The 18,978-nt window shown below is 45.7% G+C and carries 16 protein-coding genes; 15 read left to right on the top strand and 1 reads right to left on the bottom strand.

Features of this window, described 5'->3' with window-relative positions; genetic code table 11:
• Positions 1-141: 141 nt before the first annotated feature.
• The 13 genes from rlmD to rpoS all read left to right on the top strand — a co-directional run bounded on the left by rlmD (position 142) and on the right by rpoS (position 14,413).
• Positions 142-1,461 carry a 23S rRNA (uracil(1939)-C(5))-methyltransferase RlmD gene (gene rlmD / locus AB4482_RS18850; RefSeq protein ID WP_372181420.1) on the top strand — a complete coding sequence of 440 codons (1,320 nt, stop codon included), beginning with the start codon at positions 142-144 and terminating at the stop codon, positions 1,459-1,461.
• Between the two features lie 134 nt (positions 1,462-1,595).
• The gene (gene relA, locus AB4482_RS18845) at positions 1,596-3,818 is read left to right on the top strand and encodes a GTP diphosphokinase (RefSeq protein ID WP_017059036.1); all 2,223 of its coding nucleotides are present in this window, start codon (positions 1,596-1,598) and stop codon (positions 3,816-3,818) included.
• A gap of 210 nt (positions 3,819-4,028) precedes the next feature.
• Complete coding sequence (gene mazG, locus AB4482_RS18840) at positions 4,029-4,826, top strand: nucleoside triphosphate pyrophosphohydrolase (RefSeq protein ID WP_017068693.1); 798 nt, start codon at positions 4,029-4,031, stop codon at positions 4,824-4,826.
• Between the two features lie 150 nt (positions 4,827-4,976).
• Positions 4,977-6,617: a CTP synthase gene (locus AB4482_RS18835; RefSeq protein WP_017063214.1), complete on the top strand. Its 1,641-nt coding sequence runs from the start codon at positions 4,977-4,979 to the stop codon at positions 6,615-6,617.
• A gap of 81 nt (positions 6,618-6,698) precedes the next feature.
• Positions 6,699-7,997, top strand: a complete 1,299-nt coding sequence (eno, locus tag AB4482_RS18830; protein ID WP_017059033.1) for a phosphopyruvate hydratase — start codon at positions 6,699-6,701, stop codon at positions 7,995-7,997.
• Between the two features lie 401 nt (positions 7,998-8,398).
• Positions 8,399-8,680 (top strand): cell division protein FtsB, encoded by a 282-nt coding sequence (gene ftsB / locus AB4482_RS18825; RefSeq protein ID WP_010435786.1) that lies wholly within the window; start codon positions 8,399-8,401, stop codon positions 8,678-8,680.
• Positions 8,680-9,381 carry a 2-C-methyl-D-erythritol 4-phosphate cytidylyltransferase gene (gene ispD, locus AB4482_RS18820; RefSeq protein ID WP_017059032.1) on the top strand — a complete coding sequence of 234 codons (702 nt, stop codon included), beginning with the start codon at positions 8,680-8,682 and terminating at the stop codon, positions 9,379-9,381. Before ftsB ends, ispD begins: the two co-directional genes overlap by 1 nt.
• Before the next feature lie 2 nt (positions 9,382-9,383).
• Entirely contained in the window at positions 9,384-9,863 is a 480-nt protein-coding gene (gene ispF / locus AB4482_RS18815) for a 2-C-methyl-D-erythritol 2,4-cyclodiphosphate synthase (RefSeq protein WP_004739053.1), read from the top strand.
• A gap of 22 nt (positions 9,864-9,885) precedes the next feature.
• Entirely contained in the window at positions 9,886-10,932 is a 1,047-nt protein-coding gene (gene truD, locus AB4482_RS18810; protein ID WP_065584106.1) for a tRNA pseudouridine(13) synthase TruD, read from the top strand.
• Between the two features lie 81 nt (positions 10,933-11,013).
• A complete protein-coding gene (gene surE / locus AB4482_RS18805) occupies positions 11,014-11,757 on the top strand; it encodes a 5'/3'-nucleotidase SurE (RefSeq protein WP_017633214.1) in 744 nt (247 codons plus the stop codon).
• Positions 11,758-12,384, top strand: coding sequence for a protein-L-isoaspartate(D-aspartate) O-methyltransferase (locus AB4482_RS18800; RefSeq protein ID WP_017633213.1), 627 nt, complete (start codon positions 11,758-11,760; stop codon positions 12,382-12,384). It begins immediately after the preceding gene.
• Between the two features lie 35 nt (positions 12,385-12,419).
• Positions 12,420-13,334, top strand: coding sequence for a murein hydrolase activator NlpD (gene nlpD / locus AB4482_RS18795; RefSeq protein ID WP_229648155.1), 915 nt, complete (start codon positions 12,420-12,422; stop codon positions 13,332-13,334).
• Positions 13,335-13,432: 98 nt separating this feature from the next.
• Positions 13,433-14,413: an RNA polymerase sigma factor RpoS gene (gene rpoS, locus AB4482_RS18790; protein ID WP_017059027.1), complete on the top strand. Its 981-nt coding sequence runs from the start codon at positions 13,433-13,435 to the stop codon at positions 14,411-14,413.
• 140 nt (positions 14,414-14,553) lie between these two features.
• On the opposite strand, the gene mutS is transcribed toward rpoS, so the two are convergent.
• Positions 14,554-17,115 (bottom strand): DNA mismatch repair protein MutS, encoded by a 2,562-nt coding sequence (gene mutS, locus AB4482_RS18785; protein WP_017059026.1) that lies wholly within the window; start codon positions 17,113-17,115, stop codon positions 14,554-14,556.
• A gap of 124 nt (positions 17,116-17,239) precedes the next feature.
• Between mutS and pncC the strand changes: the two genes are divergently transcribed.
• On the top strand, positions 17,240-17,734 hold the full coding sequence (gene pncC / locus AB4482_RS18780) for a nicotinamide-nucleotide amidase (protein ID WP_029235458.1): 495 nt from the start codon (positions 17,240-17,242) through the stop codon (positions 17,732-17,734).
• A 139-nt stretch (positions 17,735-17,873) separates the two neighbouring features.
• On the top strand, positions 17,874-18,914 hold the full coding sequence (gene recA, locus AB4482_RS18775) for a recombinase RecA (RefSeq protein ID WP_017056586.1): 1,041 nt from the start codon (positions 17,874-17,876) through the stop codon (positions 18,912-18,914).
• The last annotated feature ends 64 nt before the right edge of the window (positions 18,915-18,978 follow it).

The following is an 18,978-nucleotide window of genomic DNA, read 5'->3' as shown; positions in this document are numbered from 1 at the left end:
GATATGGGAAAATAACGCACACAATGGCGGTTAAGTGAACGGTAAGCTTAATCAAAGCCGTGACGTTCGACAATGATTCCAAGACATAATAGTGAGTCCTGGATACCAATTACTTATTAAAAGATACATTAGGCACAAGCAATGGCACGTTTTTTCCAACCAAAAAAGAAAACTCAACTCGAGACCAAGCATCAATCGGTTTTGGTTGAACGAATGGATCACAATGGCGCTGGCATCGCTTATCAAAAGAATAAACCGGTTTTCATTGATGGCGCATTGCCCGGTGAGCAGGTGGTTATTCAACTTACTGAGAGCAAAAGTAAGTTTTCGCGAGCTAAACTCATCAAGTTATTGAAGCCGAGCGAGCAGCGTTTAAAGCCGTTTTGTAAGCACTTTAATCAGTGTGGTGGCTGTCACCTTCAACACCTAGGTTACTCTTCTCAGGTTGAGCATAAATCGCAATCTCTGACGCACCTGATGAGCCAATACCAAACGGCGAACACTGAAGTTGCACAACCTATTGTCGGTGATGAAACCGGTTATCGACGTCGCGCACGTATCAGCCTATTTGTTGATAAGAAGACACAACAGCTTCAATTCGGTTTCCGTAAGAAGCAGAGTAAGCAGATTGAAAACATCACCGACTGTGCCGTGCTTGATCCTCGCCTTAATGTGTTGCTGCCAAAACTGAAAAATTTACTGAACACTTTCAACAGCCTTACGTCTTTAGGACACGTTGAATTGGTGTTGGGCGATACTGGCCCTGTTATGGTTCTACGTCACCTTAAGCCTTTAGTTGAAAAAGATGAGCAAGCGCTGATTGCGTTAGCAAAAGAAGAAGGCGCTACGCTGTACTCGATGCCTGAAACCGATAAGTTGGCCCGTCTGGTTGGTGATGCGCCTAGCTACAGCGAAACTGGCGTGACGTTACCGTTTGAGCCAAACCACTTTATCCAAGTAAACCAGAAAGTGAATCAGCAGATGGTGGCTCAAGCGATTGAGTGGCTAGAACCTCAAGCGGATGAGCGAGTGCTAGACCTGTTTTGCGGCTTAGGGAATTTCAGTTTGCCTATCGCGCAACAATCGGCGTTTGTGGTTGGCGTAGAAGGCGTTGATGAAATGGTTCAGCAAGCCACATCTAATGCAGCGTTAAACCAGTTAAGCAATACGGAATTTTACCAAGCTAACCTTGAAGAAGACTTATCTTCACAGCCTTGGGCAAAAGAGAAATTTGATAAAATCTTACTTGACCCAGCTCGTGCTGGAGCGAGTGGTGTTGTTGATCAAATTTCAGCGTTAGGAGCGAAGCGTGTGGTTTATGTTTCGTGTAATCCTGCTACTCTAGCTAGAGATTCAGAGAGCTTAGAAAAGCAAGGCTACCAATTAGCCAAACTGGGTATGTTGGACATGTTCCCACACACCAGTCATCTAGAATCGATGGCTCTCTTTATCAAGGCTTAGAGGCCCTTAAACAAGGCTTCAAATGAATCACAAAGGCGCAGGGAAGCCTGCGCTGATATCAATATGGTCGAACTAACTTGGAACCAGTTAGTCATATTGAATTGGGTATAAAACATAATAACTAGGAAGGCATGATGGTTGCGGTACGAAGCGCACATTTAAACCCAAGCGAACAGTTTGAGCTAGAAAGTTGGATTGCGTCATTGAATCAAGACGCAAAAACCTCGAATAAACTGATTAAAGTTTATCGTCACTGTGAAGAACTTTTAAAAGATCACGAGCAAGCATCGCTCTTGCTTTGGCGTGGCCGTGAGATGATCGAAATCTTGGTCACCTTGTCCATGGACCGTGCCACTTTAATTGCTGCACAACTTTTCCCCGTCGTCTCAAGCGGCGTTTTTGAGCGCGAAGCGTTTGAAGAAAGCTACGGTAAAGAAACCGTAAAGTTGATCGATGGCGTTGAAGAAATGGCGGCCTTAGGCCAGTTAAACGTGACCCTTGAAGGCAGTGCTGCCTCGGGTCAAGTTGATAACGTTCGACGCATGCTACTGGCTATGGTCGATGATTTCCGCTGCGTAGTCATCAAACTCGCTGAACGAATCTGTAACCTTATCGAGGTAAAAAAAGCGCCTGATGCTGTGCGTCGCGCGGCCGCAAAAGAGTGTTCTAACATCTATGCCCCACTGGCAAACCGTTTAGGTATCGGCCAACTTAAGTGGGAAATCGAAGATTACGCATTCCGCTACCAACAACCAGATACCTACAAGCAGATTGCAAAACAGCTGTCTGAGCGTCGTATCGTTCGTGAACAATACATCACAGATTTCGTTGATGATTTAACCGCAGAAATGCAGCGTTCAAACATCAATGCTGAAGTGAGTGGCCGACCAAAACACATCTACAGTATCTGGCGCAAAATGCAGAAGAAAGGCTTAGCCTTCGATGAGCTTTTTGACGTACGAGCAGTACGTATTATCGCTGACCAGCTGCAAGACTGTTACGCCGGCCTTGGGGTGGTACACACTAAATACAAGCACCTCCCGAGCGAATTTGATGACTATGTGGCGAACCCTAAGCCAAATGGTTACCAGTCGATTCATACCGTAGTACTTGGCCCTGAAGGCAAGACCATTGAGATTCAGATCCGTACTAAGCAAATGCACGAAGACTCTGAGCTTGGTGTGGCGGCGCACTGGAAGTACAAAGAAGGAGCTTCAAGCGGCCGTAGTGGCTACGATGAGAAAATCACTTGGTTGCGTAAACTTATCGACTGGCAAGAAGAGATGTCGGACTCTGGCGAGATGCTGGATGAGGTACGTAGCCAAGTCTTCGATGACCGTGTATACGCATTTACTCCACGTGGTGACGTGGTCGACTTACCAATGGGCGCAACCCCGTTGGATTTCGCCTACCACATCCACTCGATGGTCGGACACCGCTGTATCGGTGCCAAAGTAGCGGGGCGTATCGTACCGTTCACTCATAAACTATCGATGGGCGATCAAGTTGAGATCATCACGCAGAAAGAGCCGAACCCATCTCGTGACTGGTTAAATCCAACCACAGGTTTTGTTCATTCTGGTCGAGCTCGAGCGAAAATCAACGCTTGGTTCCGCGCACAAAGCCGTGAGAAAAACCTAGAAGCGGGTCGTGATATCCTGGAAGTTGAGCTAGCGAAAGTAGGCGCAACCCTAAAAGATGCTGATCAATACGCACTAAAACGCTTTAACGTGAATACGCCAGACGAACTCTATGCAGGTATTGGTAGTGGCGACTTGCGTATTAACCAAGTGGTTAATCACATCAATGCGCTAGTGAATAAGCCAACGGCGGAAGAAGAAGACAAGAAAGCGCTAGAGAAACTGCTTGAGTCGGAAAACAAGCCGGCACAACAGAGTCGTCCGAAGAAAGATGCGGTAGTGGTTGAGGGCGTTGATAACCTAATGACGCACCTAGCGCGTTGCTGTCAGCCAATCCCAGGTGATGTGATTAAAGGTTACATCACTCAAGGTCGTGGTATCTCAGTGCACCGCGCTGACTGTGAACAGCTAGGCGAGCTAAGCGTGCATGCGCCAGAACGTATCATTGATACCGTTTGGGGTAATGGCTTTGTCGGTTCATACATCCTAACGCTGCGTGTTGAAGCGCTAGAACGTAATGGCTTGTTGAAAGACATCACCTCACTGTTCTCGAACGAGAAGATCAGTGTGACCACAATGAAGAGCCGCATCGACTACAAGCGTCAGCTATCGGTAATGGATTTCGATTTGGAAGTGACCAATATTGAAATTCTGAGTCGCGTTACCAGCCGAGTAGAACAAATCAAAGATGTTATGTCAGTCAAAAGGTTGGGGTAGGCCAAAATACTATCCACGTCATTCCCTACAGTGAGGGACGAACGTGATAGGGAATCTCGTAAAGCGATTTGAGATCCCCAACTCGCTCATTCTTCGCTCTTGGGGATGACGGAAAGAATAGAAAGGTGAGTGGTTTTGGCTGCTCGCCTTTTTTAGTTTTAGAAGACGTTATAAATTTAAAAATCAAAGACAGTGAATAGGAAGAAAACGATGAATCACCCGATTGAACAACTTGAACAGATTATGACTAAGCTGCGCGATCCAGAAGGTGGCTGTCCTTGGGATTTGAAACAAAATTTTGAAACAATTGTGCCGCATACTATCGAAGAAACCTACGAGGTGGTGGACGCGATTCACAACAAAGATTGGCCGAACCTACAAGAAGAGTTGGGTGACTTGTTGTTTCAGGTGATCTTCTATAGCCAGTTAGCGAAAGAACAAGGGTTGTTTGAGTTCTCTGATGTGGTTGATGGCATTAACGAAAAGCTAACACGCCGTCACCCGCATGTGTTCTCTGATACTGAGTTTGCCAGTGATGAAGAAATCAATGCCAATTGGGAAGCGGAAAAAGCCAAAGAAAAAGCACAAGCAGGCAAAACTCAAGAAAGTATTCTAGACTCAATACCAAACTCTCTACCTGCACTTTCGCGTGCTACAAAAATTCAAAAGCAGGTCGCGAAATATGGCTTTGATTGGGACTCAATTGGCCCAGTCGCCAATAAGGTATTAGAGGAAGTGGACGAGGTGCTAGAAGAAGCACTTCAAGTGACGCCAAACGAAGAATTGGTTGAAGAAGAGCTGGGGGATTTACTGTTCGCGACCGTTAACTTGGTACGACATTTAGGTAAAAACCCAGAATCGGCACTCAATAAAGCCAATCTCAAGTTTTCGCGTCGCTTTAAAGGGGTGGAACAAAAAGTTCGTCAGCAAGGTAAAAATTTGACCGATTTTTCACTACAACAGCTTGATTCCATGTGGGGTGAAGTCAAAGTGGCGGAGAAAAGATAACCAAAGCTTTTATCATGAATTGATTTGAAGCAAAAAATAAAAAATAGCAGTGTGATAGATTTCACGTTGTGGCGATAAGGGGCTTCTGGTATATTTTCATCCCGTCCAGAAGTAGTCCATTTCCCTCATTCAACCAATTTCAGGTTAAACATGACGACAAATTACATTTTTGTTACTGGCGGGGTTGTATCCTCTCTAGGTAAAGGTATTGCTGCAGCATCTCTTGCGGCTATTTTAGAAGCTCGTGGTCTTAAAGTGACTATGATGAAGCTTGACCCTTACATCAACGTTGATCCAGGCACTATGAGCCCGACTCAGCACGGTGAAGTGTTCGTTACGGAAGATGGCGCTGAAACAGACCTTGACCTTGGTCACTATGAGCGATTCATTCGCACCAAGATGACTAAGCGTAACAACTTCACTGCAGGTCGTGTTTACTCAGACGTACTCGCTAAAGAGCGTCGCGGTGATTACCTAGGTGCAACTATTCAGGTTATCCCACACATCACTAACTCTATCAAAGAGCGTGTAATTTCTGGCGCAGCTGGCCACGATATTGCGATCGTTGAAGTTGGTGGTACGGTTGGTGATATCGAATCTCTACCATTCATGGAAGCGATTCGTCAGCTAGCAGTAGAACTAGGCCGTGAACGCGCAATGTTCATGCACCTTACTCTAGTGCCATACCTAGCAGCTGCGGGCGAAGTGAAAACTAAGCCAACGCAACACTCTGTAAAAGAGCTACTGTCTATTGGTATTCAGCCAGACATCCTAGTTTGTCGTTCAGACCGCAACATTCCTTCGAACGAGCGTAAGAAAATTGCTCTGTTCTGTAATGTGCAAGAAAATGCAGTTATTTCTATGCGCGATGTTGACTCTATCTACAAGATCCCTCAGCTTATTAAAGCTCAAGGTACTGATGAACTTGTATGTAAGCGTTTCGGCATCACAGCTCCAGAAGCAGACCTGTCTGAATGGGAACAAGTAATTTACGAAGAAGCTAACCCAACGGGTGAAGTGACGATTGGTATGGTTGGTAAGTACATTGAACTACCAGACGCATACAAATCAGTAAATGAAGCGCTAAAACACGCGGGCTTGAAAAATCGCCTAAGCGTTAATATTAAATATGTAGATTCACAAGACGTTGAGTCTCGTGGCGTAGAAGTTTTAGAAGGCCTAGATGCAATCCTAGTTCCTGGTGGCTTTGGTGACCGTGGTGTTGAAGGTAAGATTCTTGCTGCTCAATACGCTCGTGAAAACAAAGTACCGTACTTAGGTATCTGTCTAGGTATGCAAGTAGCACTTATCGAGTACGCTCGTAACGTTGCGAAAATGGAAGGGGCACACTCTTCTGAATTCTGTACTGAAACTAAGTACCCAGTTGTTGGTCTTATCACTGAGTGGACTGATGGCGAAGGTAAAGTTGAAGAGCGTACAGAAACATCTGACCTTGGCGGCACAATGCGTCTTGGTTCACAGCTTTGTCACCTAGCGAAAGGGACGAAAGCTTACGAATTATACGGTAGCGCGACGATCCATGAACGTCACCGTCACCGTTACGAAGTGAACAACAATCTTCGTCCACAAATCGAAAAAGCGGGCCTAAAAGTATCGGGTCTATCTGCGGACAAGAAACTGGTTGAAGTTATTGAGAACCCGAACCACCCATGGTTCGTTGCTGCTCAATTCCACCCAGAGTTCACTTCAACACCTCGCGATGGTCACCCATTGTTTGCAGGTTTCGTTAAAGCGGCTGGTGAGTTCCAGCGCGGCGAGTTAGAGAAGTAAAAAGGAATACAGGTAGCTGCGTAAGTTGTGCTGCTACCTTTAAATTTGACATTTATATATTCAACGAGAAGGAAACATTCAATGTCTAAGATCGTTAAAGTTCTAGGTCGTGAAATCATCGATTCACGTGGTAACCCAACTGTAGAAGCTGAAGTACACCTAGAAGGCGGTTTCGTAGGTATGGCTGCTGCTCCATCTGGCGCATCTACTGGTTCTCGCGAAGCTCTTGAGCTACGTGACGGCGACAAATCACGTTTCCTAGGTAAAGGTGTTCTTAAAGCTATTGAAGCTGTAAACGGCCCAATCGCTGAAGCTCTAGTTGGTACTGACGCTAAAGCACAAGCTGACGTTGACCAAATCATGCTTGACCTAGACGGTACTGATAACAAGTCTAAGTTCGGCGCGAACGCTATCCTAGCTGTATCTCTAGCTAACGCAAAAGCTGCTGCTGCTGCGAAAGGCATGCCTCTATACGAGCACATCGCTGAGCTAAACGGTACTGCTGGTCAGTTCTCTATGCCTCTACCAATGATGAACATCATCAACGGTGGTGAGCACGCAGATAACAACGTTGACATCCAAGAGTTCATGATCCAACCAGTTGGCGCTAAAACTCTTAAAGAAGGTCTACGTATCGGCGCTGAAGTATTCCACAACCTAGCTAAAGTTCTTAAGTCTAAAGGCTACAGTACTGCAGTTGGTGATGAGGGTGGTTTCGCTCCTAACCTTAAGTCTAACGCTGAAGCTCTAGAAGTTATCGCAGAAGCTGTTGCAGCTGCTGGTTACGAACTAGGTAAAGACGTTACTCTTGCTATGGACTGTGCAGCATCTGAGTTCTTCGACAAAGAAGCTGGCATCTACAACATGAAGGGCGAAGGTAAAACTTTCACTTCTGAAGAGTTCAACCACTACCTAGCTGAGCTAGCGAACAACTTCCCAATCGTTTCTATCGAAGACGGTCTTGACGAGTCAGATTGGGATGGCTTCAAGCACCAAACTGAACTTCTAGGCGACAAGCTTCAAATCGTTGGTGACGATCTGTTCGTTACAAACACTAAGATTCTTGCTGAAGGTATCGAGAAAGGCGTAGCTAACTCTATCCTTATCAAGTTTAACCAAATCGGTTCTCTAACAGAGACTCTAGCTGCTATCAAGATGGCTAAAGACGCTGGCTACACTGCAGTAATCTCTCACCGTTCTGGCGAAACTGAAGATGCAACTATCGCTGATCTAGCGGTAGGTACAGCTGCAGGTCAAATCAAAACTGGTTCTATGAGCCGTTCTGACCGTGTTGCTAAGTACAACCAACTTATCCGTATCGAAGAAGCTCTAGGTTCTAAAGCTCCTTACAACGGTCTTAAAGAAGTTAAAGGTCAATAATTCGTCCTATTTGGCACTGTAGCTGCGTTAACTGCAGAAGATTCACTAAGTCACATAGGAAACTATGCTCCATAGCTGAATCTTCTTTGTTGCCTTGCTACAGCACCAACTAGTTAGAATTATGCACTAATACTTTTGAATGCCTCGCTTATGCGGGGCATTTTTTTGTCTGTAGAAAACTGAATGAAAGAAGCTCTAGGCTCTAAAGCTCCTCCTTGTCACATATAAAGTTCGTCATTCCCTAGACTGACGAAGGAAGGAGTAGGGAATCTCATTGTTTTCCTGACAATGACTCCCCGACTTATTGATTCCCTGACACCACATATCTCGCACCAATAAGCTCATTATGGTATATATGTGCCTTATTCTAGTTCCTTCTTTTTCAACCGGCGAAAGGTGTTATGCGAATTTTTGCTTTAGTACTGCTCATAGTGTTTGGCTGGCTACAACACACACTGTGGCTCGGTAAAAATGGTATCTCTGATTACTACGGTGTGAACAACGAAATCCAAGTTCAACAGCAAGTAAATGAAAAGCTGCATATTCGAAATGCAGAAATGTTTGCTGAAATTGACGATCTACGCCAAGGCTTAGACGCGATAGAAGAACGCGCACGTCATGAACTTGGAATGGTCAAAGAAGGTGAAACGTTTTATCGCATCATTGGTGAGGAATCCCATTAATGTCGACTCAACTTCAAAGCGTGATTGCCGTTGTACCTGCGGCGGGCGTCGGTAGCCGAATGAAGGCAGACCGCCCTAAGCAATATCTCAAGATTCACGACAAAACAATTTTAGAGCACACCATTGAGAAATTACTGTCTCACCCACAAGTCGCTCAAATTGTCGTTGCGATCAGCGATGATGACCCATACTACCCTGATCTAGCACTCAACCTGAACCCGCAAGTGATCAGAGTGTCAGGCGGAAGCGAGCGAGCGGACTCTGTACTCTCTGCGCTAAACTATATCGCTGAGCAGCAGCTTAGTGATTGGGTAATGGTTCACGATGCGGCAAGGCCGTGTGTTCAGCTAAGTGATATCGACAAGCTAATTTCCGGCGCGATGAGCCATGATGTGGGCGCTATTTTAGCGGCTCCAGTTCGTGACACGATGAAGCGCGGTGCCCAAGGGCAGATCGAGCATACCGTTGAGCGTGCCGATTTATGGCATGCACTTACGCCGCAAATGTTCAGAGCAAAGCCTCTGTGGAAGGCATTAAGTGAGGCGTTGCAACAAGGCGCTTCAATTACTGATGAAGCCTCAGCCTTTGAATGGAAAGGTTTATCGCCCGCTTTAGTGGCAGGGCGTTCAGATAATTTTAAGATTACTCAGCCTGAAGATTTAGCGCTTGCTGAGTTCTATTTAAGTCAGAATAAGGAATAATGATGATTCGTATTGGCCATGGCTTTGATGTACATAAGTTTGGTGGTGAAGGCCCGGTAATTATTGGTGGTGTAAGCATCCCTTACGAGCAAGGTCTTATTGCACACTCAGACGGTGATGTTGCCCTTCATGCGTTGTGTGACGCTCTATTGGGTGCGATTGCTGCGGGTGATATTGGTCGTCATTTCCCTGATACCGATGACGAATGGAAAGGTGCGGATAGCCGTGAGCTACTGAAAGATGTTTACCGTCGAGTAAAAGAACAAGGTTACGTGATTGGTAATGCCGATATTACTATCATGGCGCAAGCTCCAAAGATGGCGCCTCATATAGACTCTATGTGCCAAGCTATTGCTCAAGACCTAGAAACCAGCATTAGCAATGTGAATGTAAAAGCGACGACCACTGAGCGTTTAGGTTTTACAGGTCGCAAAGAGGGCATCGCATGTGAAGCGGTGGTCCTAATTACTAAAAGTGCGTAAGCACCAACACGAAAAGAACAGCATGTCAGATATTTTATCTTCATTGGCTTATCTAAACGGTAAACCAACTGCGAAAGCAAAACTAAAAGCAAAAGCCGAACACTTTGTCGTTAATGAAGACTTGGGTTTTGAGTTTGCTGGTGAAGGCGAGCACCTAATGGTTCGTATTCGTAAAACTGGTGAAAACACGAGCTTCGTAGCAAACGAGCTGGCTAAAGCTTGCGGTGTTAAGTCGAAAGACGTGAGCTGGGCGGGTTTGAAAGACCGCCACGCTGTGACAGAGCAGTGGTTGAGCGTTCACCTACCGAAAGGTGAGCCTGACTTTTCAGGGTTCTTAGCACAATACCCAAGCATTGAAATCTTAGCGACAGCGCGACACAACAAAAAGTTACGTCCAGGCGATTTAGTTGGCAACCAATTTGAGTTGACCTTGTCTGAAGTAACGGATTGCGATGATGTGGTCAAGCGTTTGGAAAAAGTCGCTCAAGTGGGCGTGCCAAACTACTTTGGTGCTCAGCGTTTTGGCAATGAAGGTAACAACCTATCTGAAGCTCGTCGTTGGGGCCGCGATAACGTTCGTACTCGTAACCAGAATAAGCGCAGCTTGTACCTTTCTGCTGCTCGTTCGTGGATTTACAACCTGATCCTTTCAGACCGTATTGAGCAAGATGCGTTTGCATCAGCATTGGTTGGCGATATCGTGGTGAAAGACGGTGCTCAACTGGCAGTAACAGCAGACAACATTGAAGCTGTAAACCAAGACATTGCGAACGGTTCTGCTTTGATAACTGTTGCTTTGGCTGGCGATAATGCCTTACCAACGATTGATGAGTCTCAAGCGTTAGAGCAAAAACATCTTGATTCTGAACCTGACCTAATGGCGCTGATTCGCGGTAACCGCATGCGCCATGACCGTCGTGAAGCATCGTTAAAACCAACCGATTTAACTTGGGAAGTGAACGAAGATAATGTCACTCTTAAGTTCTCTCTAGACGCAGGTTGTTTCGCAACCGCTATCGTTCGAGAGTTGGTTGAAGAAGTACACGTAGAGAGAACCTACGAGCAATAACGATTCTGCTTGGAGCTGAGTCACTTGATATTGGAATTTAAGTGACTTGGCTTAGCATGGGAACAAAAGAAAGGATACAAGATGAAGATTTTACTCAGCAATGATGATGGTGTGCACGCTCAAGGTATTCATGAGCTAGCAAATGAATTACGTGATCTTGCTGAAGTTATCATTGTGGCACCTGACCGAAATCGCTCAGGTGCTTCAAATTCATTAACTTTAGAACAACCTTTGCGCGTTCAAGAAATTGCAGAAAATACCTACTCGGTACAAGGCACGCCGACCGACTGTGTGCATTTTGCGTTAAATGAACTGCTCAAGAACGATATGCCCGATCTGGTTTTAACGGGTATTAATCACGGTGCTAACCTTGGTGACGATGTGCTTTATTCAGGCACAGTCGCAGCCGCAATGGAAGGGCATTTCTTAGGCGTTCAATCGGTGGCATTTTCATTGGTGGGTAAAAAACATTTTAAGACAGCGGCAGCGATTGCTCGTCGTATCGTCGAACAACATTTAGTCAACCCAATCCCAACTAATCGCCTGTTAAACGTCAATGTGCCTGATTTGGCTTTAGAACAATTGTCTGGTACTCAGGTGACGCGCCTCGGTGCTCGTCACCATGCCGAAGATATGATTAAGCAAAAAGACCCTCGTGGTCATGATATCTATTGGCTTGGTCCTCCGGGTAAAGAGCAAGATGCTGGCGAAGGTACCGATTTTTACGCAATCGAACATGGCTTTGTATCGGTAACACCGTTACAAGTTGATCTGACGGCGCACGAGTCGTTAGGTGCGATGACAACATGGTTAGGGGAGAAGTAAGTGAGCAATCCACAAGCCGAGCGCTTAGTTACTTTTCTGATTGAAAATGGTATCCGAGACCAAAAGGTTCTTGATGCGATTTACCAACTGCCGAGAGAGAGCTTTTTATCACAGGCGATGTACCATCAAGCTTATGATAATAATGCGCTGCCGATCGGACAGGGGCAAACCATCTCGCAACCATATATTGTTGCTAAAATGACAGAGTTACTTGAGTTACAACAAGATAGCCGCGTTTTGGAGATTGGAACGGGTTCTGGTTACCAAACCGCAGTATTGGCTCAGCTTGTTGATCATGTCTATTCGGTTGAAAGAATAAAGTCGCTACAATGGGATGCTAAGCGTAGGTTGAAGCAACTCGATTTCTACAATATTTCAACTAAGCATGGTGATGGTTGGCAAGGGTGGTCTTCAAAGGCGCCTTTTGATGCGATTATTGTTACCGCTGCTGCAGAGTCGATTCCTCAAGCGCTTCTGCAACAGCTGAAAGATGGTGGTCGTTTACTGATTCCTGTTGGGGATGATGAACAACAACTGTTGAAGATCGTTCGTCACGGCGATGAATTTTTGTCGAGTGTTATCGAAATGGTGAGATTTGTACCTCTTGTTCCTGGTGAACTAGCTTAATAACAAGATTAATGGTGTAGGTGGATAGAGAGTCGATGCGTTCGAAGTTGTTTAAAGGAAGTACTTTACTGCTTAGCTGTGCCCTTGTTGGGTGTGCAGCGAATTCGCCTGCGCCGGTTTCAAGCCTTAACAAGAAATACTCATCGATTGATCGTGGTAGTTATCGCGGCAGTTACTATGAAGTGAAAAAAGGCGATACGCTTTATTTCATCGCTTATGTGACCAATAAAGACGTCAATGACCTCGTCAGCTACAACAAATTGTCTGCGCCTTATACTATCCACCCCGGGCAGAAGCTTAAGTTGTGGCGTCCTAGCTACAATGCGCCAGCGTATGGTAAATCAACGGTAGCGGCAGCAGCAGTTGCTGCGCCTGTCGCGGCATCGACAACGTCATCTGCGGCAAGTAAACCTAAAACCACATCGCAACCGAGCAAAAACTCTAAACCGGCTCCAGCTCAAACTACCACCAAAGTGGTGAAAAAAGATCCACCAAAGAAGGTTGAACAATCCAAATCAAAGGAGTATGTTGGTTCTAAAGGTAAACAGAATGTTACACCGCCCACCAAACCAACAAGTGATAAAGTATCCAAATGGTTATGGCCAACTAAAGGGAGAGTAATCAAGAGTTTCTCTGTAGGCGAACAAGGAAATAAAGGCATAGACATAGCAGGACAGCGAGGTCAGCCAATAGTATCTACTGCAGGGGGAACGGTTGTTTATTCGGGTAATGCACTACGAGGCTACGGCAATCTAGTGATTGTGAAGCACAATGATAATTACTTAAGTGCATACGCGCACAACGACCGACTATTAGTATCTGAAGGGCAAAGTGTGAAACCAGGGCAGAAGATTGCAACAATGGGAAGCTCTGGAGCCAGCAGTGTTAGGCTGCACTTTGAGATTCGTTACCAAGGTAAGTCCGTTAATCCAAAACGATATTTACCTTAAATACAATATGCAAAAATTACGTATTGTATGGAGTGACATAGTCATTTAGCGACATATGAAGTTGTAATGTCATGCTAATTTCGCCAGGGGGAGGCGTTATGAGTATAAGCAATGCAGTAACCAAAGAAGAGTTCGATCTTGACCAAGCAACCACGGAACCGGAAGCTCTTGGAAAAGCAAAACGAACAGTCACTAAGAAAACCGAAGCGAAAGAAGAAGTTGAAGTTACGTCTAAAAGTTTAGATGCCACTCAACTCTACTTAGGCGAAATTGGTTTCTCACCACTACTAACCGCTGAAGAAGAAGTGCTATATGCACGTCGAGCTCTACGCGGTGATGAAGCAGCACGTAAACGCATGATCGAAAGTAACCTGCGTTTAGTGGTAAAAATTTCACGTCGTTATAGCAACCGCGGCCTTGCACTTCTCGATCTAATCGAAGAAGGCAACCTAGGTTTGATTCGCGCCGTAGAGAAGTTTGATCCAGAGCGTGGCTTCCGCTTCTCAACTTACGCGACATGGTGGATTCGTCAAACCATTGAACGTGCGTTAATGAATCAGACTCGCACTATCCGTTTGCCAATCCATGTTGTGAAAGAGCTGAACATCTACCTACGTACTGCAAGAGAGCTATCACAAAAGCTTGACCATGAACCAACGGCAGAAGAAATTGCTTCTAAGCTAGATAAGCCGGTTGGTGATGTGAGCAAGATGCTTCGTCTAAACGAAAGAGTGAGCTCTGTTGATACGCCAATTGGTGGTGACGGTGAGAAAGCGCTGTTGGATATTATTCCAGACATCAATAATTCAGATCCTGAGGTTTCAACTCAAGATAGCGATATCAAGAACTCGTTGATTTTCTGGCTTGATGAGCTGAATCCTAAGCAGAAAGAGGTGCTTGCGCGTCGCTTTGGACTACTGGGTTATGAACCGTCAACATTAGAAGAAGTGGGCCGCGAAATCAGCCTGACTCGTGAACGTGTTCGTCAAATCCAAGTTGAAGGTCTTCGCCGTCTACGTGAGATTCTTATCAAGCAAGGTCTGAATATGGAAAACCTGTTCAACGTAGAAAACGACTAATTGAACGGATGATGCTTCTCTAAATAGAAGACAAATAAAAACGCTGACTTTAAGTCAGCGTTTTTTTGTTTGTGGCTTTGGTATTTCATGCCGTCTAATCAAAATAGCAGTACGGCCATAACAAGCTACTTGGTAAGAAACTAAAGCAGCTTCTTCAAGCGGTAAAGTTCTTCTAATGCTTGGCGAGGAGTTAGATCATCAGGATCAACATTCGCTAGCGCTTGCTCTACTTCACTCGGTTCTGGGATCAGGCTCAGTTGGTTTGCGATATCGACACCGCTTGGCTTCGATGTTGGCGACTCCATACTTAACGCTTCTAACTGAGTCAGCTTCGCACGAGCATTCTTGATCACTGCTTTCGGTACGCCAGCTAAACCTGCAACCGCTAGACCATAAGATTTACTTGCAGCACCTTCTTGAACTGCGTGCATAAAGGCAATGCTATCACCATGCTCAACCGCATCTAAGTGTACGTTTGCTAAAGTTGGAAGTTGGTTAGGTAGTTCAGTTAGCTCAAAGTAGTGCGTTGCAAACAGTGTCATCGCATTGATTTGATTGGCTAGCCACTCTGCACTTGCCCAAGCCAGAGACAGGCCATCGTAAGTACTGGTACCACGACCGATTTCATCCATTAGCACAAGGCTGTTTGGTGTTGCATTGTGCAGGATATTTGCGGTTTCTGTCATCTCAACCATGAAGGTTGAACGGCCAGAAGCCAAATCATCGGATGCGCCAATACGCGTAAAGATACGGTCGATAGAGCCGATGGTTGCGCTTTCTGCAGGAACATAACAACCGATATGAGCCATCAATGCGATGAGTGCCGTTTGGCGCATGTAGGTCGATTTACCACCCATGTTGGGACCCGTGATGATCAGCATCTTACGTTGATCATTCAGGTCGATAGGGTTAGCAATGAAAGGTTCGTCCATCACTTGTTCAACAACAGGGTGACGACCGGCCTGAATTTGTACGCCAGCAGACTCTGTCATGGTTGGACGACAGTAATCAAGGGTATCTGCACGCTCAGCCAAGTTCTGTAGAACATCAAGCTGAGATACTGAAGAGGCGATATTTTGTAGGCGCTCTAGATACGGCAGTAGTAAGTCAAACAACTCTTCCCACAGCTGTTTCTCGATAGCGAGTGCTTTCGACTTAGAGTTAAGTACTTTGTCTTCGTGCTCTTTCAGCTCAGGAATGATGTAACGCTCAGCATTTTTCAGCGTTTGACGACGAACATAGTGTGGCGGCACAAGATGGCTTTGCCCACGGCTTACTTGAATGAAGAAACCATGTACGTTGTTGTAGCCAACTTTTAGCGTGTCGATGCCATGACGTTCACGCTCTTCTTGCTCAAGCTTATCAAGAAATTCAGTTGCGCCTGCTGCAAGGTCGCGCCATTCGTCTAACTCGGCATTGTAGCCTTCTGCAATCACACCACCGTCACGGATAACCACCGGTGGGTTCTCTTTGATTGCACGTTCAAGCAGCTCAGAAACCTCATCCACAGGAGAAGCATATTGAGCAAGTTGAGTTAGGTATGGGTGCTTCAGTTGCGTCAGTGTTTCAGCAAGCTCTGGCAAATATTCCATTGCTTGGCGAAGACGCGCCATATCGCGAGGGCGAGCAGAGCGAAGTGCTAATCGAGCGAGAATACGTTCGATATCACCAATCTGTTTTAAGGTTGGCTGTAGTTCTGTGAATAGAGCCAAATCTTTCATTTCACCAATTGCATCTAAGCGCTGATCGAGTGCAGATATATTGCGCATTGGTTGATGTAACCAACGCTTAAGCATACGGCTACCCATTGCTGTCGCAGTGTGATCAAGTACTTCGGCAAGGGTGTTATCAGTACCACCCCCAAGATTTTGCGTGATCTCCAAATTACGACGAGTTGCAGCATCAAGGATCACCGAGTGATCTTGTTTATCCATCGTGAGTGAACGGATATGAGGGAGGGCAGTACGTTGGGTATCTTTCACGTATTGGATCAAACAACCAGCCGCACATAGACCCAGTTTCGCGCTTTCTACGCCAAAGCCAACCAGATCGCGAGTACCAAACTGCTTATTCAATTGCTGCTTAGCGGTGTCTAATTCAAATTCCCATACAGGGCGGCGGCGGTTGCCATTACGGCTTGCCATTAAATCGACGGGTTCGAAATCTTCAGGGAACAGCAGCTCACGCGGAGAGGTTCTTTGTAGCTCAGCGGCCATCGCTTCTTCTGTTTCTGGCTCGCAAAGTTGGAATCGGCCAGAGGTAATATCAAGTGTCGCATAACCGAATTTACCGTTGTGGTGATAAATGGCTGCAATTAGGTTATCAACGCGTTCAGAAAGCAAGGCTTCGTCGGTTACGGTACCCGGTGTCACGATACGCACTACTGCGCGCTCAACAGGGCCTTTTGAAAGTGCTGGATTACCAATCTGTTCACAAATTGCTACGGACTCACCAAGTTGCACTAACTTTGCAAGGTATCCTTCAACCGCATGGTATGGAACACCTGCCATCGGAATCGGTTCACCATTTGATGAGCCACGCTTAGTCAGTGAAATATCGAGGAGTTGAGAGGCTTTTTTAGCGTCATCGTAGAAAAGCTCGTAGAAATCGCCCATGCGGTAGAACAGCAGAATTTCTGGGTTTTCTGCTTTCAGTTTTAGATACTGCTGCATCATGGGAGTATGTTTTTGATCGGCTTTCACAGTTAACTTCTTTCGTTTATTTCTATTGCGGCTTAGGATACGTGAAAGCGTTTCGTGCGAAAAGCGGCTGATGCGAAAAGATGCGAATCCAAATGATATGACAGTAAATAAAGGGAAGCAGATGATGCAGATGACTCAAGACCTTAGTGAGCAGCTTGGACATTTACTCGCTAAACACAAACACGTGTTAGTGACGGCTGAATCTTGCACTGGCGGAGGTGTCGCGAGTGCAGTCACCGATATTGCGGGCAGCTCTGGATGGTTTGATCGCGCTTTTGTTACGTACAGCAATGAAGCCAAACAAGAGATGATCGGTGTACAGCTTAAAACCTTAATGGAGTTCGGCGCCGTGAGTGAGCCTGTCGTAATAGAAATGGCGAGCGGGGCATTGCAACATTCAAACGGGACGATCTCTGTATCAATCAGTGGCATCGCTGGCCCAGGTGGCGCGACCGAAGATAAGCCTGTTGGTACAGTATGCTTCGCGTGGAAAGCGCTAAATGGCTGGGATAAAGTAGAAACGCATGTATTTACAGGCGACAGATCACAAGTACGCCAACAAGCCACGCACCATGCCCTGCAAGTTATTTATGATTACCTATCAATGGAAGGTAAGTAACATTTGTACAAATTATTTTCATACAGGTATAGACACTGTATGAATCAACAGTATAATGAAAGCCAATTAGTCACCCCTATGTGGGTTAGAAATAGATTCTAGATCGCTTGTTGAGACAACCGATTATGTGGAGATAGAAATGGACGAGAATAAACAAAAAGCGTTAGCCGCAGCCCTTGGTCAGATTGAAAAGCAATTTGGTAAAGGTTCTATCATGCGTCTTGGTGATAACCGCACAATGGACGTAGAAACTATTTCTACAGGTTCTCTATCTCTAGATATCGCACTAGGTGCTGGTGGCCTACCGATGGGACGTATCGTAGAAGTTTACGGTCCAGAATCATCAGGTAAAACAACGCTAACGCTTGAGCTTATTGCTGCAGCACAGAAAGTGGGAAAGACGTGTGCATTCGTTGATGCGGAGCACGCACTAGACCCTATCTACGCTCAAAAGCTTGGTGTTGATATCGATGCACTTCTTGTTTCTCAACCAGATACTGGTGAGCAAGCGCTGGAAATCTGTGATGCACTGGCTCGTTCAGGTGCAATCGACGTTCTTGTTATTGACTCAGTAGCAGCCCTAACACCAAAAGCAGAAATCGAAGGCGAAATGGGCGACAGCCACATGGGTCTTCAGGCTCGTATGCTTTCTCAAGCAATGCGTAAGCTGACGGGTAACCTTAAGCAGTCTAACTGTATGGCTATCTTCATTAACCAAATTCGTATGAAAATTGGTGTGATGTTCGGTAACCCAGAAACAACAACAGGTGGTAACGCACTTAAGTTCTACGCATCTGTTCGTCTTGATATTCGCCGTACTGGTGCGATTAAAGATGGTGATGAAGTTGTTGGTAACGAAACTCGTATCAAGGTCGTTAAGAACAAGATTGCTGCACCATTCAAACAAGCTGAGACTCAAATCCTTTACGGTAAAGGCTTCAACCGCGAAGGTGAGCTTATCGACTTAGGTGTTAAGAATAAGCTAGTAGAAAAAGCAGGCGCTTGGTACAGCTACAAAGGCGATAAGATCGGCCAAGGTAAAGCTAACGCTGGTAAATACCTACGTGAAAACCCAGAAGTTGCTCTAGAGATCGATACTAAACTTCGTGAGTTACTACTGACTCCTGCTGTTCTTGAAGAGAAAGACGTAGAGAAAGAAGAAGAAAACGAAGAGTTATAAGCTCACGTTTTATAGAGTGGATGTTTGAAAGAAGCATCCGCTTTGTGTCTCGTCCTAAAATACG

Origin of the sequence: Vibrio sp. 10N.222.55.C7 (assembly GCF_041473335.1) — a bacterium.
Lineage (GTDB): Bacteria > Pseudomonadota > Gammaproteobacteria > Enterobacterales > Vibrionaceae > Vibrio > Vibrio crassostreae_C.
The sequence above is the reverse complement of the archived record's forward strand: the minus strand, read 5'-3'. Positions and strand labels throughout refer to the sequence as shown.

Coding starts and splice junctions, on each gene's coding strand:
- eno (WP_017059033.1), top strand. CDS start 6,699: ATGTCTAAGATCGTTAAAGTTCTAGGTCGTGAAATCATCGATTCACGT.
- recA (WP_017056586.1), top strand. CDS start 17,874: ATGGACGAGAATAAACAAAAAGCGTTAGCCGCAGCCCTTGGTCAGATT.
- AB4482_RS18835 (WP_017063214.1), top strand. CDS start 4,977: ATGACGACAAATTACATTTTTGTTACTGGCGGGGTTGTATCCTCTCTA.
- ispD (WP_017059032.1), top strand. CDS start 8,680: ATGTCGACTCAACTTCAAAGCGTGATTGCCGTTGTACCTGCGGCGGGC.
- mazG (WP_017068693.1), top strand. CDS start 4,029: ATGAATCACCCGATTGAACAACTTGAACAGATTATGACTAAGCTGCGC.
- ftsB (WP_010435786.1), top strand. CDS start 8,399: ATGCGAATTTTTGCTTTAGTACTGCTCATAGTGTTTGGCTGGCTACAA.
- ispF (WP_004739053.1), top strand. CDS start 9,384: ATGATTCGTATTGGCCATGGCTTTGATGTACATAAGTTTGGTGGTGAA.
- nlpD (WP_229648155.1), top strand. CDS start 12,420: ATGCGTTCGAAGTTGTTTAAAGGAAGTACTTTACTGCTTAGCTGTGCC.
- relA (WP_017059036.1), top strand. CDS start 1,596: ATGGTTGCGGTACGAAGCGCACATTTAAACCCAAGCGAACAGTTTGAG.
- truD (WP_065584106.1), top strand. CDS start 9,886: ATGTCAGATATTTTATCTTCATTGGCTTATCTAAACGGTAAACCAACT.
- surE (WP_017633214.1), top strand. CDS start 11,014: ATGAAGATTTTACTCAGCAATGATGATGGTGTGCACGCTCAAGGTATT.
- pncC (WP_029235458.1), top strand. CDS start 17,240: ATGCAGATGACTCAAGACCTTAGTGAGCAGCTTGGACATTTACTCGCT.
- rpoS (WP_017059027.1), top strand. CDS start 13,433: ATGAGTATAAGCAATGCAGTAACCAAAGAAGAGTTCGATCTTGACCAA.
- rlmD (WP_372181420.1), top strand. CDS start 142: ATGGCACGTTTTTTCCAACCAAAAAAGAAAACTCAACTCGAGACCAAG.